The organism is Burkholderia mayonis (assembly GCF_001523745.2).
In the GTDB taxonomy this organism is placed as follows: Bacteria; Pseudomonadota; Gammaproteobacteria; order Burkholderiales; family Burkholderiaceae; genus Burkholderia; species Burkholderia mayonis.
In genome coordinates, this window is record NZ_CP013386.1 from 1,187,257 (window position 1) to 1,200,960 (window position 13,704).

General features: G+C 65.8%; 15 protein-coding genes. All 15 read left to right on the top strand.

What is annotated here, in order from left to right:
- Positions 1 to 240: 240 nt before the first annotated feature.
- Entirely contained in the window at positions 241 to 873 is a 633-nt protein-coding gene (locus WS70_RS05960; RefSeq protein ID WP_059597262.1) for a DUF177 domain-containing protein, read from the top strand.
- Between the two features lie 101 nt (positions 874 to 974).
- Complete coding sequence (gene rpmF, locus WS70_RS05965; protein WP_012735017.1) at positions 975 to 1,154, top strand: 50S ribosomal protein L32; 180 nt, start codon at positions 975 to 977, stop codon at positions 1,152 to 1,154.
- A gap of 139 nt (positions 1,155 to 1,293) precedes the next feature.
- Positions 1,294 to 2,400 carry a phosphate acyltransferase PlsX gene (gene plsX, locus WS70_RS05970; protein WP_059468904.1) on the top strand — a complete coding sequence of 369 codons (1,107 nt, stop codon included), beginning with the start codon at positions 1,294 to 1,296 and terminating at the stop codon, positions 2,398 to 2,400.
- Positions 2,400 to 3,389 (top strand): beta-ketoacyl-ACP synthase III, encoded by a 990-nt coding sequence (locus tag WS70_RS05975; RefSeq protein ID WP_059468905.1) that lies wholly within the window; start codon positions 2,400 to 2,402, stop codon positions 3,387 to 3,389. Before plsX ends, WS70_RS05975 begins: the two co-directional genes overlap by 1 nt.
- 73 nt (positions 3,390 to 3,462) lie before the next feature.
- Entirely contained in the window at positions 3,463 to 4,395 is a 933-nt protein-coding gene (fabD, locus tag WS70_RS05980) for an ACP S-malonyltransferase (RefSeq protein ID WP_059468906.1), read from the top strand.
- Positions 4,396 to 4,448: 53 nt separating this feature from the next.
- Positions 4,449 to 5,198, top strand: coding sequence for a 3-oxoacyl-ACP reductase FabG (fabG, locus tag WS70_RS05985; RefSeq protein ID WP_059468907.1), 750 nt, complete (start codon positions 4,449 to 4,451; stop codon positions 5,196 to 5,198).
- A 144-nt stretch (positions 5,199 to 5,342) separates the two neighbouring features.
- Positions 5,343 to 5,582 (top strand): acyl carrier protein, encoded by a 240-nt coding sequence (gene acpP, locus WS70_RS05990; RefSeq protein ID WP_004197638.1) that lies wholly within the window; start codon positions 5,343 to 5,345, stop codon positions 5,580 to 5,582.
- Positions 5,583 to 5,738: 156 nt separating this feature from the next.
- Entirely contained in the window at positions 5,739 to 6,977 is a 1,239-nt protein-coding gene (gene fabF / locus WS70_RS05995; protein ID WP_059597261.1) for a beta-ketoacyl-ACP synthase II, read from the top strand.
- 11 nt (positions 6,978 to 6,988) lie between these two features.
- A complete protein-coding gene (locus WS70_RS06000; RefSeq protein WP_059597260.1) occupies positions 6,989 to 7,462 on the top strand; it encodes a hypothetical protein in 474 nt (157 codons plus the stop codon).
- 90 nt (positions 7,463 to 7,552) lie between these two features.
- Entirely contained in the window at positions 7,553 to 8,152 is a 600-nt protein-coding gene (rpoE, locus tag WS70_RS06005) for an RNA polymerase sigma factor RpoE (protein ID WP_059468910.1), read from the top strand.
- Between the two features lie 83 nt (positions 8,153 to 8,235).
- Positions 8,236 to 8,850, top strand: a complete 615-nt coding sequence (locus tag WS70_RS06010) for a sigma-E factor negative regulatory protein (protein ID WP_059468911.1) — start codon at positions 8,236 to 8,238, stop codon at positions 8,848 to 8,850.
- Between the two features lie 5 nt (positions 8,851 to 8,855).
- Positions 8,856 to 9,911, top strand: a complete 1,056-nt coding sequence (locus WS70_RS06015) for a MucB/RseB C-terminal domain-containing protein (RefSeq protein ID WP_059468912.1) — start codon at positions 8,856 to 8,858, stop codon at positions 9,909 to 9,911.
- Between the two features lie 16 nt (positions 9,912 to 9,927).
- On the top strand, positions 9,928 to 11,436 hold the full coding sequence (locus tag WS70_RS06020; RefSeq protein ID WP_059468913.1) for a DegQ family serine endoprotease: 1,509 nt from the start codon (positions 9,928 to 9,930) through the stop codon (positions 11,434 to 11,436).
- On the top strand, positions 11,433 to 11,687 hold the full coding sequence (locus WS70_RS06025) for a glutaredoxin family protein (protein WP_082715849.1): 255 nt from the start codon (positions 11,433 to 11,435) through the stop codon (positions 11,685 to 11,687). Before WS70_RS06020 ends, WS70_RS06025 begins: the two co-directional genes overlap by 4 nt.
- 213 nt (positions 11,688 to 11,900) lie before the next feature.
- A complete protein-coding gene (lepA, locus tag WS70_RS06030) occupies positions 11,901 to 13,694 on the top strand; it encodes a translation elongation factor 4 (protein WP_059468914.1) in 1,794 nt (597 codons plus the stop codon).
- The last annotated feature ends 10 nt before the right edge of the window (positions 13,695 to 13,704 follow it).

Below are 13,704 nucleotides of genomic sequence, written 5' to 3' on the forward strand. Positions count from 1 at the left end.
CCGCGCGGCACGCGGGCGCGTCGCGGCGTCGTGTCAGGCGAAGTCTTAAGTGTTTGACTCGAAAAGATAAAACAGGTATGCTCTTGCGCTTTTCATCGGCAGGGGTTTTGCGAGCGCCCAACGCGCCAACGGCGGCGCCGGATGCGTCAGGCATCGGCGCGCGGGACGCGGGGTTGCGCAGGCTGCCTGCACGAACGAGTTGTACCGAGGGTTGATACGGCAGATACGGCAGGAGCGCACATGAACCCGTCCTCAAGCAAGCCCGCGGTTTCGCTCGATCCACACGCGATCGATCTGTTCGAATTTGCACGCAGCGCTCGGCAGGCGGCGGGTGCCGTCCGGCTCTCGCAGTTGCCGCGCATGTTAAACGAAGTGCCGGAGGACGCGCCAGACCGCGACACGGTATTTACCTGGCAGGCGGAGGGCTCGACGCAGCCCGAGCTGCAGGACGACGGCACCGAGGGGGCGCAGCCTTATCTGCGTCTCGCGCTGCATGGCGCCGCGTGGCTCGAGTGCCAGCGCTGCGTGACGCCGTACCAGCAGTCGTTCGATATCGACGTCGTGTACCGGATCGTCGCCACCGAAGAAGAGGCGGACGAATTCCCGCTCGACGAAGATGAAGTCGACGTGATTGTCGGTTCGCGCCAGTTCGATCTCGTGGGCTTGATCGAAGATGAGTTGCTGCTTTCGCTGCCGCTCGTGCCGAGGCACGATGTCTGTCCGGCGGTGCACGAAAGCCTCGTATCGGGCGCGAGCGGTCCCGCGGCCGATACGGACGATACGTCCGACGAAGCGGCGGGCGAAGGCGGCAGGCCGAATCCATTCGCGGCGCTCGAAGCGCTCAAAAAGGGCGGGGACGGCAACAAACACTAGGCAGTTGGGTTGGGGCGCGGGAAGGCGTGAGGCCGCAGGGCCGGGGTAGCAAGCGCCGGATCGGGCTGTGTTAGAATTCGGAAAATTTTTAGGAGTTAGTCATGGCAGTTCAACAAAACAAGAAGTCGCCGTCGAAGCGCGGCATGCACCGTTCGCACGATTTCCTGACCACCACGCCGCTCGCCGTCGAGCCGAGCACGGGTGAAGTGCATCTGCGTCACCACATCAGCCCGAACGGCTACTATCGCGGCAAGAAAGTCGTCAAGACGAAGAACGACTAAGCGTTTCCGTCTCCGTGGCGCGCGTCTGATGGTCATTCAGGCTTCGCGCGCGACAACCGGTTCGCTTGACACTTTCCTGGCTCAACAAAAAGGCGGCATTCAACTGCCGCTTTTTTGTGCCTGAAATTCGTCGCATTCCATGACTGTAAAGCTCACAATCGATTGCATGGGAGGCGACCACGGCCCGTCCGTGACCGTTCCCGCGGCAGTCAAGTTCGTTCGCTCGCATCCCGACGCGCAATTGATGCTCGTCGGCATCGAAAGCGCGATCCGTGCGCAGCTCAAGAAGTGCAAGGCGCTCGACGAGCCTGCGCTGTCCGTCGTGCCGGCCACCGAAGTGGTCGCGATGGACGACCCCGTCGAAGTGGCGCTGCGCAAGAAGAAGGACTCTTCAATGCGCGTCGCCCTCAATCACGTGAAGGAAGGCGAGGCGCAGGCGTGCATCTCCGCCGGCAACACCGGCGCGCTGATGGCGGTGTCGCGCTACGTGCTGAAGACGCTGCCCGGCATCGAGCGGCCCGCGATCGCGTTCGCGCTGCCGAATCCGACGGGCTACACGATGATGCTCGACCTCGGCGCGAACGTCGACTGCGAGCCGCAGCATCTGCTGCAGTTCGCCGAAATGGGGCACGCGCTCGTCGCGGCGCTCGAGGGCAAGGAGCGGCCGACGATCGGTCTTCTCAACATCGGCGAGGAGATCATCAAGGGGAACGAAACAATCAGGCGCGCGGGCGAGCTATTGCGTGCGAGCACGTTGAATTTCCGCGGCAACGTCGAAGGCAACGACATCTACAAGGGCACCGTCGACGTGATCGTCTGCGATGGCTTCGTTGGCAACGTTGCATTGAAGACGTCCGAGGGCCTCGCGCAGATGCTCGCGGACATCATCAAGGAAGAGTTCAGCCGCTCGCTGCTGTCGAAGCTGATGGCGCTCCTCGCGCTGCCCGTGCTGCTGCGCTTCAAGAAGCGCGTCGATCATCGCCAGTACAACGGCGCGGCGCTGCTCGGGCTGCGCAGCCTCGTCATCAAGAGCCATGGCTCCGCGGACGCGTACGCGTTTGAGTGGGCGATCAAACGCGGGTATGATGCCGTCAAAAATGGTGTGCTGGAGCGCCTTTCGCGAGCGATGGCGGAGAACGCCGCGCCGCTCGGCGAAAGCGGGCGCGACGCGGACGGGGCGGGGCAGGCGAGCCCGTCCGCAGGCCAGCCAGCCGAGCCCTCCGCCGCGCTTTCCTCGAAGACATAATGGCCCAATCGACCCTCTATTCCCGCGTGCTCGGCACGGGTAGCTACCTGCCGCCCGACCGCGTCACGAATCAAGACCTTGCCGACCGGCTCGCGAAGGACGGCATCGAGACGAGCGACGAGTGGATCGTCGCGCGTACGGGCATTCACGCGCGGCACTTCGCCGCGCCCGACGTCACGACGAGCGATCTCGCGCTCGTCGCGGCGCAGCGCGCGATCGAAGCGGCCGACGTCGATCCTCAGTCGATCGACCTCATCATCGTCGCGACGTCGACCCCCGATTTTGTGTTCCCGAGCACGGCCTGCCTGCTGCAGAACAAGCTCGGCATCAAGAACAACGGCGCCGCGTTCGACGTGCAGGCGGTGTGCGCCGGCTTCGCGTACGCGCTCACCATTGCCGACACGCTCATTCGGGCCGGCCAGCACCGCACGGCGCTCGTCGTCGGCGCGGAGACGTTCTCGCGCATCCTCGATTTCAAGGACCGCACGACCTGCGTGCTGTTCGGCGACGGCGCGGGCGCCGTCGTGCTGTCGGCGTCCGAAGCGCCGGGCATCCTCGGCAGCGCGCTGCACGCGGACGGCAGCTACTCGAATATTCTCTGCACGCCGGGCAACGTGAACCGCGGCGTCGTCGCGGGCAGCGCGTTCCTGCACATGGACGGCCAGGCCGTCTTCAAGCTCGCCGTGAACGTGCTCGAGAAGGTCGCGGTCGAAGCGCTGTCGAAGGCCGATCTTGCGCCGGAACAGGTCGATTGGCTGATTCCGCACCAGGCCAATATCCGTATCATGACAAGCACGTGCCGCAAGCTCGGCCTGCCGCAGGAGCGCATGATCGTCACCGTCGACGAGCACGGCAACACGTCCGCCGCGTCGATCCCGCTCGCACTCGACGTCGCGGTGCGCGACGGCCGCATCAGGCGCGGCCAGCACGTGCTGATCGAAGGCGTCGGTGGCGGCTTCACGTGGGGCGCCTCGGTCTTCCGCTTCTGATCGGCTCTTCTCCGCATCCCATCGGCGCGCACGGTCCGTGCGCGCCGCTCGAATCGATTCAATTGGGGACGATATGAAATTTGCATTCGTTTTTCCGGGCCAGGGCTCGCAATCGGTCGGCATGCTCAATGCATTCGCCGACGTCGCCGTCGTGCGCGAGACGCTCGACGAAGCGTCCGACGCGCTGGGTCAGGACATCGGCAGGCTGATCGCCGACGGCCCGGCTGACGAACTCAATCTGACGACGAATACGCAACCCGTGATGCTGACGGCCGCGTATGCGTGCTACCGCGCGTGGCAGCATGCAGGCGGCGAGCGGCCGTCGATCGTCGCCGGCCACAGCCTCGGCGAATACACGGCGCTCGTCGCCGCCGGCGCGATCGCGTTCCGCGATGCGCTGCCGCTCGTGCGCTTCCGCGCGCAGGCGATGCAGACGGCCGTGCCCGTGGGTGAGGGCGGTATGGCGGCGATTCTCGGTTTGGACGACGACACGGTGCGCGCGGTGTGCGCCGAGGCGTCGGCGGCCGGCGTCGTCGAAGCGGTGAATTTCAATGCGCCCGCGCAGGTCGTGATCGCCGGGACGAAGGTGGGCATCGAGAAAGCCTGCGAGATCGCGAAGGCGAAGGGCGCGAAGCGCGCGCTGCCGCTGCAGGTGTCGGCGCCGTTCCATTCGTCGCTGCTGAAGCCCGCGTCCGACAAACTGCGCGAATACCTCGCGAACGTCGACGTGAAGGCGCCGCAGATTCCCGTCGTCAACAATATCGACGTCGCGGTGGCGTCCGATCCCGCGGCGATCAAGGATGCGCTCGTGCGCCAGGCGGCGGGTCCCGTGCGCTGGGTCGAATGCGTGCAGCACATCGCCGGGCAGGGCGTGACGCACGTGATCGAGTGCGGTCCGGGCAAGGTGCTGGCCGGCCTCACGAAGCGTATCGACGCCAATCTGGTCGGCGCGTCGGTGTTCGATCCGGCGTCGCTCGACGAAGCGCTCAAGCTCGTCGCCGCTTGAATTCAAGTCAAGCGCGCAAGCTTGCCGATTCACCTGAAACACGGAACCACTGCATGGACAAGACTCTCGACAAACAAGTCGCGATCGTCACCGGCGCGTCGCGCGGGATCGGTCGCGCGATCGCGCTCGAGCTCGCACGTCGCGGCGCGACGGTGATCGGCACCGCGACGACCGAAGCCGGTGCCGAGGGCATCTCCGCCGCATTCAAGGAAGCCGGGCTCGAAGGCCGCGGCGCCGTGCTGAACGTCAACGACGCGTCGGCGGTGGACACGCTCGTCGAATCGACGCTCAAGGAGTTCGGTGCGCTGAACGTGCTCGTCAACAACGCCGGCATCACGCAGGATCAGCTCGCGATGCGGATGAAGGACGACGAGTGGGATGCCGTGATCGACACGAACCTGAAGGCGGTGTTCCGTCTGTCGCGTGCGGTGCTGCGCCCGATGATGAAGGCGCGCGGCGGACGCATCGTCAACATCACGTCGGTGGTCGGCTCCGCGGGCAATCCGGGGCAGATCAACTACGCGGCGGCGAAGGCGGGCGTGGCGGGGATGACGCGTGCGCTCGCGCGCGAGATCGGCAGTCGTGGCGTCACCGTGAACTGCGTCGCGCCGGGCTTCATCGACACCGACATGACGAAGGTGCTGCCGGAAGAGCAGCAGACCGCGCTGAAGACGCAGATCCCGCTCGGCCGCCTCGGCAGCCCGGAGGACATTGCACACGCGGTCGCGTTCCTCGCGTCGCCGCAGGCCGGCTACATCACGGGTACGACGCTGCACGTGAACGGCGGCATGTACATGTCGTAACGGAATTCGTTTACCATCCGCGCCGTGCATGCGTAACAGCGCATCGGGCGCTTGTTTGGCCGCAAAGCCGGCGCGCATTTTGGGCAGCATCAAACCTGTTAAAATGCGCGCACTTGTAAATCTGAACTTTCCCTCGGAGGGGTAATGGACAACATCGAACAACGCGTCAAGAAGATCGTCGCCGAACAACTGGGCGTCGCCGAAGCTGAAATCAAGAACGAAGCGTCGTTCGTGAACGACCTCGGCGCAGATTCGCTCGACACGGTCGAGCTGGTGATGGCGCTCGAAGACGAGTTCGGCATGGAAATCCCGGATGAAGAAGCCGAGAAGATCACGACCGTTCAGCAAGCAATCGACTACGCTCGCGCGAACGTCAAGGCGTAACACGCGCGTCGCCTGCAAGTTTTTGCACACGCTGCGCTGGATGCGCGATCGCGTCGGCGTCCTTGCCGGCCGAGCTAACAGCCACAGGGCTCGCAGGGGTGGTTCCTGTGGCCGCTGTGGCTTTTGTTTTTGTCATTCAATGGAAAAGAGGTTACCGTGAGCCGCCGTCGTGTTGTTGTTACAGGCCTTGGGCTGATTTCGCCTGTTGGCAATAATGTTGCCGACGGCTGGGCCAATCTCGTGGCCGGCAAGTCCGGCATCGTCAATATCACGAAGTTCGACGCGACGAACTTCTCGACCCGCTTCGCAGGCGAGGTGAAGGGCTTCAACGTCGAGGACTACATCCCGGCGAAGGAAGCGCGCCACATGGATACGTTCATCCATTACGGGATCGCGGCCGGCATGCAGGCAATGCAGGACAGCGGCTTCGAGGTCACCGACGAGAACGCGGAGCGCGTCGGCGTCGTCGTCGGCTCGGGCATCGGCGGGCTGCCGATGATCGAAGTCACGCAGACCGAGCTGCTCAACCGCGGCCCGCGCCGGATCTCGCCGTTCTTTGTGCCGGCGTCGATCATCAACATGATCTCGGGTCACCTGTCGATCAAGTTCGGCATCAAGGGACCGAATCTCGCGATCGTCACCGCGTGCACGACCGGTCTGCACTGCATCGGCGAGGCGGCGCGCCTCATCGAGTACGGCGACGCCGACGTGATGATCGCGGGCGGTGCGGAAGCGACCGTGTCGCCGCTCGGCATCGGCGGCTTCGCGGCCGCGCGGGCGCTGTCACAGCGCAACGACGATCCGGAGACGGCGAGCCGCCCGTGGGACAAGGACCGCGACGGCTTCGTGCTAGGCGAAGGTGCAGGCGTTATGGTGCTCGAGGAGTATGAGCACGCGAAGGCGCGCGGCGCGAAGATTTACGCCGAGGTCGCGGGCTACGGGATGAGCGGCGACGCCCATCACATGACCGCACCGCTCGAAGACGGCGACGGCGCCCGCCGCTGCATGCTGGCCGCGCTGCGCAACGCCGGCATCGGCGCCGAGCAGGTGAGCTATCTGAACGCGCACGGCACGTCAACGCCGCTCGGCGACGTTGCCGAAACCGTCGCGATCAAGCGTGCGTTCGGTGATCACGCGAAGCGCATCGTCGTCAACTCGACCAAGTCGATGACGGGCCACCTGCTCGGCGGTTCGGGCGGGCTGGAATCGGTGTTCACGGCGCTCGCCGTCCATAACCAGGTGTCGCCGCCGACGATGAACATCTTCAACCAGGACCCCGAGTGCGATCTCGACTATTGCGCGAACGAAGCGCGCGAAATGAAGATCGACGTCGCGCTGAAGAACTCCTTCGGCTTCGGCGGGACTAACGGCACGCTGGTCTTCAAGCGCGTCTGACGCGGGGTCGCTTGACGGAGCCGTTCCAAGCCGCATCGGCAGGCGCGCAGCACGTCGTGCTGCGCGCGTCGGTGTGGCTGCGCGTCGCGTGCACGCTGTTCGTGCCCGCCGTCGGCGCGGCGGTCCACGCCGGCGCCGAGGCGGTCGTCGGCGGTGGCGGGGCGGCGGTGCTTGCCGTGCTGGTCGCCGCGCTCGTCGCGCTGCGTGCACGGGCCGCTTGCGGACGGTGCCAGCCAGCGGCGCTGCGGATCGACGTCGGTGCGGGCATGCTTGCCGCGTTCGGTCGCGACGGGCGGCTGCTCGCGCACGGCCAGATCGCCGGCTGCACGCAATGGAGCGATCTGCTCGTCGTGCTGACGGTGCAAGGCCGCAGCCGGCGCGCGACATCGCTCGTGATCCTAGCGGACGCGGTCGACGCGCCCGTGTTCCGCGCGCTCTGTGCGCTGGGCCGGCGCGCCGCGCGCGGGACGCTCGCGGCGGCATGACCGTTTCCGATCGCAAACGCTCATGAGCGGCTCGAGCGGGAACGTTACAATAACGCTCCGCGTTGCTTCCCTCGTTTACGGATTTGTCAGGTGAGTGAAAAAGAAATCGATCAGGTACTGGTCGAACGCGTACAGAATGGCGACAAGGCGGCGTTCGAACTCCTGGTCGCCAAATACCACCGCAAGATCATCAGGCTGATCTCGCGTCTCGTGCGAGATCCCGCGGAGGTCGAGGACGTGGCCCAGGACGCGTTCATCAAGGCGTATCGCGCGTTGCCGCAGTTTCGCGGCGAGTCGGCGTTCTACACGTGGTTGTACCGGATTGCCGTCAATACGGCGAAGAACTACCTTGCGACCCAGGGCCGCCGGGCGCCCACGTCCACCGACGCGGATGCCGAAGAGGCTGAAACTTTCTCCGACGCCGACCAACTAAGGGATATCAACACGCCGGAATCGATGTTGATGAGCAAGCAGATCGCCCAAACGGTCAACGCCGCGATGGCGTTGCTGCCGGAGGAACTGCGAACGGCCATCACGCTGCGCGAGATCGAAGGTTTGAGCTACGAGGAGATCGCGGAGATGATGGGATGCCCGATCGGCACCGTCCGCTCGCGAATCTTTCGTGCCCGCGAGGCGATCGCGGCAAAATTGCGGCCGCTGCTCGATACGCCGGAGGGTAAGCGCTGGTAAGCGCTCGCGGCGGGTCGGAGCGGGTTGGGGTCTAGTTACGGAGTCGTGTATCACGACGGGGTGTGTGCAAGATGGGGAGCATCATGGGGTCGGTCTCTACGCAGTCGCAGGCGTGCTCGCAACGCGAGCGCGTGTCCGCTCTGGTCGACGGCGAAGCGCCTGAAGGCCTTTCGCTGAAACAGATTCTCGCGGGGCTGGGCGACGCCGAGCGCGCGACGTGGGCGCATTATCACGTGATCGGCGATGCGCTGCGATCCGACGAACTCGCGTTCGAGCCCGCCGAGAGCGGCGCGTTCATGGCCCGCCTCTCGGCGAGCCTCGCGGCCGAGCCGCATCTGCTCGCGCCCGCCGCCGCGCCTGTCGCGCGCCGGCTGCTGGCGCTGCGCCGCCGAGCCGTGCCCGCGTTCGCGGTCGCGGCCGCCGCGGCGACACTGACTTGGATCGTCGTGCCGCAGATGCAGGGCGTCGGCGCGCCGGGCGGCGTCCAGGTCGCGTCGGTGAGCCCCGCGCAGCAAGGCGCGCTGCAACGCGTGACGGCCGCCCAGCCGAGCGCGCAGCCCGCGCTGCAGGACGCAAACATCATTCGCGACGCGAGCCTCGATCAATATCTCGAAGCGCATCAACAGTTCGCGCAGCAGCCCGTCGTGACGGGTTCGATGCCGGTCATTCGCACAGCCGTCACCACGCAAGGCCAATAAACTCGATGCGGACGTTGCAGTTGAATCAAGCCATCCTCGGATGGAGACGGCTGCCGGCGCTTTTGCTGTGCGCGGCAGCGCTGTTGTCCGTCCAATCCGCCGCCTTCGCGCAGCAGCCCGACGACCCCGTGGCCACCCCGCGCTCCGCCGCCGAGTGGCTCGATCGCATCCAGCAGGCCGCGCAGCAGCAGAACTACGAAGGGACGTTCGTCTATCAGCGCGGCGCGTACGTGCAATCGTCGCGAATCGTCCATCTTGCGTCGAAGGGCGACGGCGAATACGAGCGGGTCGAAAGCCTCGACGGCAAGCCGCGCACGCTGCTGCGCCACAACGACGATCTCTACACGTTCGTGCCCGAGCGGCGGCTTTGCGTCGTCGAGCGCCGCCAGAACAAGGATTCGTTCCCCGCGCTGCTTGGCGCGAGCGGCGAGCAGGTCCTGTCGGTCTACGAGCCGAAGTCGCTCGGCCGCGACCGCGTCGCGGGCCTCGACGCGCAGGTCGTCGAGCTCGTGCCGAAGGATGCGTACCGCTTCGCGTACAAGCTGTGGACCGACGCGAAGACGGGGCTTCTGCTGCGTTCGCAGACGCTCGACGCCGACGATCACGTGCTCGAGCAGATCGCATTTTCGCAATTGCAGCTCGGCGCCGCGGCGCCGAGCCAGAAGACTGCGATCGCGGCCGGCATGCGCAATCTCGGCGGCTGGACCGTCGTTCGGCCGCCCGTCGCGCCGATCGACATCGAGGCGCAGGGCTGGCAGATCGCGCCGACCGTCGCGGGCTTCCGAAAGATCCGCGAGGTGCGCCGCCCGATGGCCGCGCGCGACGCGAGTGATCCGCCGATTCCCGTCGATCAGGCCGTCTTCACCGACGGTCTCGCGACGATTTCGGTCTTCATCGAGCCCGCCGAAAAGAACAGCCGCAAGGAAGGGGCGGGCAGCACGGGCGCGACGCACGTGCTCGTCAAGCGCCGCGGCGATTTCTGGATCACCGTTCTTGGCGAGGCGCCGCCCGCGACGTTGCAGCAGTTCGCATCTGCCATAGAATACAAGGCTTCCAAGTAACCCTTCGGCTTCCGACATGATGAAACTCTCGCTGCGCACCTGGCTCGTCGCCGCAGCGGTGGCGGCCTCTGCGCCGTTTGCCGCGCAATCGGCGACGGCGGCTCCGAATGCTACGACCGCGCCCGCCGCAACGGGCGCCGCGCCCGCGCCGCGCGCGGGGTTGCCCGATTTCGCGGACCTCGTCGAGAAAGTCGGCCCGGCGGTCGTCAACATCCGGACCACGGCGAACGTGCCGGCCGATACGCGCGGCGCGCTGCCGCCCGGCCTCGACAACGGTGACATGTCGGAATTCTTTCGCCGCTTCTTCGGCATCCCGCTGCCGCAGCCGCCCGGCGGGCAGAAGAACGCGCCGAGCACGCCCGATGCGCCCGACACGGAGCAGAACCGAGGCGTCGGCTCTGGCTTCATCCTGTCGGCCGACGGCTACGTGATGACGAATGCGCACGTTGTCGACGACGCGGACACGATCTACGTGACGCTCACCGACAAGCGCGAGTTCAAGGCGAAGCTGATCGGTGTCGACGAGCGCACGGACGTCGCGATCGTGAAGATCAGTGCGTCGAACCTGCCGACCGTCGCGATCGGCGATTCGAACAAGGTGCGCGTCGGCGAATGGGTCGTCGCGATCGGTTCGCCGTTCGGCCTCGACAACACGGTGACGGCCGGCATCGTCAGCGCGAAGGGCCGCAACACCGGTGATTACCTGCCGTTCATCCAGACCGACGTCGCCGTCAACCCCGGCAATTCGGGCGGCCCGCTTATCAACATGCAGGGCGAGGTGATCGGCATCAACTCGCAGATCTACAGCCGCACGGGCGGCTTCATGGGCATCTCGTTCGCGATTCCGATCGACGAGGCGATGCGCGTCGCCGACCAGTTGAAGGCGTCGGGCAAGGTGACGCGCGGCCGGATCGCGGTCGCGATCGGCGAGGTGACGAAGGAGGTCGCCGACTCGATCGGCTTGCCGAAGGCGGAGGGCGCGCTGGTGAGCAGCGTCGAGCCGGGCGGTCCCGCGGATCGCGCGGGCCTGCAGCCGGGCGACATCATCCTGAAGTTCAACGGCCGTCCGGTCGAAACGGCGTCGGATCTGCCGCGGATGGTCGGCGACACAAAGCCGGGTGCGAAGGCGACGGTGACGGTATGGCGAAAGGGGCAGTCGCGCGATCTGCCGATCACAATCGCCGAATTCCCGACTGACAAGGCCGCGAAGACCGACAGCCGCCAGGCGCCGCAGCAGAAGCCGCGCAGCAACGCACTCGGCCTGACGGTCAGCGACCTGTTGCCCGACCAGTTGAAGACGCTCAAGCTGCGCAACGGCGTGCAGATCGATGCGGTCGACGGCCCGGCCGCACGCGCGGGCCTGCAGCGCGGCGACATCGTGCTGCGCGTAGGCGACGTCGATATCACGAGCGCGAAGCAGTTCGTCGACGTGACGTCGAAGCTCGATCCGCAGCGCGCGGTCGCGGTGCTCGTGCGGCGCGGCGACAACACGCAGTTCATCCCGATCCGGCCGCGCCAGAAGTGAGCTCCACCGCGCGCTTCACGCTGTACGGCCGCGGCTGGTGCCATTTGTGCGACGACATGCGCGACGCGCTCGCGCCCGTCGCGGCCGAATGCTCGGCAGGCGTCGACTACGTCGACATCGACGCGGATCCGGCGCTCGTCGCGCGCTATGACGAGGACGTGCCGGTGCTGCTGCTCGACGGCGTCGAGGTGTGCCGGCATCGCTTCGACGATGCTCGGGTCAGGGCGGCGCTCGCGTGGCGTGGGCGCTGAACGAAAAACGGCGCGCCGCTCGCACCGGCGCAAGCCTGTGGCTTCCCACGGCCGTTGAGCGGCCGAGCCGCGCCGGGTGGGCCACGGCACGCCCGAGCGTCCAAAATGCCGCCCCTGACGGGGCTTTTCGGCTAAAATAGGCCGTTTTTTCACCGACTTACAAGGCGTGCTCCGCAGTCGTCGAGCGCGCCTTTTTCGCTTGATCGGCACTGAATGGATCATATTCGCAATTTCTCGATCATCGCGCACATCGACCACGGCAAGTCGACGCTCGCGGATCGCATCATCCAGCTTTGCGGCGGCTTGTCCGACCGCGAGATGGAAGCGCAGGTGCTCGACTCGATGGATCTCGAGCGCGAGCGCGGCATCACGATCAAGGCGCAGACCGCCGCGCTCACGTATCGCGCGCGCGACGGCAAGGTCTACAATCTGAACCTCATCGACACGCCGGGGCACGTCGACTTCTCGTACGAGGTGAGCCGCTCGCTGTCCGCGTGCGAGGGCGCGCTTCTTGTCGTCGACGCGAGCCAGGGCGTCGAGGCGCAGACGGTCGCGAACTGCTACACGGCGATCGAGCTCGGCGTCGAAGTGGTGCCCGTGCTCAACAAGATCGACCTGCCCGCCGCGAACCCGGAGAGTGCGATCGGGGAGATCGAGGACGTGATCGGCATCGACGCGACCGACGCGGTGCGCTGCAGCGCGAAGACGGGCCTGGGTGTCGAGGACGTGCTCGAGTCGCTGATCGCGAAGGTGCCGCCGCCGAAAGGCGACGCCGACGCGCCGCTGCAGGCGCTCGTCATCGATTCGTGGTTCGACAACTACGTCGGCGTCGTGATGCTCGTGCGGATCGTCAACGGCACGCTGCGTCCGAAGGACAAGATCAAGATGATGGCGACGGGCGCGCAGTATCCCGTCGAGCACGTCGGCGTGTTCACGCCGAAATCGCGCGATCTCGACTCGCTGTCAGCGGGGCAGGTGGGCTTCATCATCGCCGGCATCAAGGAGCTGACGGCCGCAAAGGTGGGCGACACCGTCACGCTTGCGAACAAGCCGGCTCCGGAACCGCTGCCGGGCTTCAAGGAGGTGAAGCCGCAGGTGTTCGCGGGCTTGTATCCCGTCGAGGCGAACCAGTACGACGCGCTGCGCGAGTCGCTCGAGAAGCTGAAGCTCAACGACGCGTCGCTGCAGTACGAGCCGGAAGTGTCGCAGGCGCTCGGCTTCGGCTTTCGCTGCGGCTTCCTCGGCCTCTTGCACATGGAAATCGTGCAGGAGCGGCTCGAGCGCGAGTTCGACATGGATCTCATCACGACCGCGCCGACGGTCGTCTACGAGGTCGTGCAAAGCGACGGCTCGACGATCATGGTAGAAAACCCGGCGAAGATGCCGGAGCCCGCGAGGATCATGGAAATCCGCGAGCCGATCGTCACCGTGAATCTCTACATGCCGCAGGACTACGTCGGCTCGGTGATCACGCTGTGCACGCAAAAGCGCGGCTCGCAGATCAACATGCAGTATCACGGCCGCCAAGTGCAGCTCACGTACGAGATCCCGATGGCCGAGATCGTGCTCGATTTCTTCGACCGCCTGAAGTCGGTGTCGCGCGGCTATGCGTCGATGGACTACGAGTTCAAGGAATACCGCGCGTCCGACGTCGTGAAGGTCGACATGCTGATCAACGGCGACAAGGTCGACGCGCTGTCGGTGATCGTGCATCGCTCGCAGTCGCAGTATCGCGGCCGCGAGGTCGCGGCGAAGATGCGCGAGATCATCCCGCGCCAGATGTACGACGTCGCGATCCAGGCAGCGATCGGTGCGCACATCATCGCGCGCGAGAACATCAAGGCGCTGCGCAAGAACGTGCTCGCGAAGTGCTACGGCGGCGACATCACGCGCAAGAAGAAACTGCTCGAAAAGCAGAAAGAAGGTAAGAAACGAATGAAGCAGGTGGGTTCGGTCGAGATCCCGCAGGAGGCGTTCCTGGCGATCTTGCGAGTCGAAGACAAATAACAGGACTGAT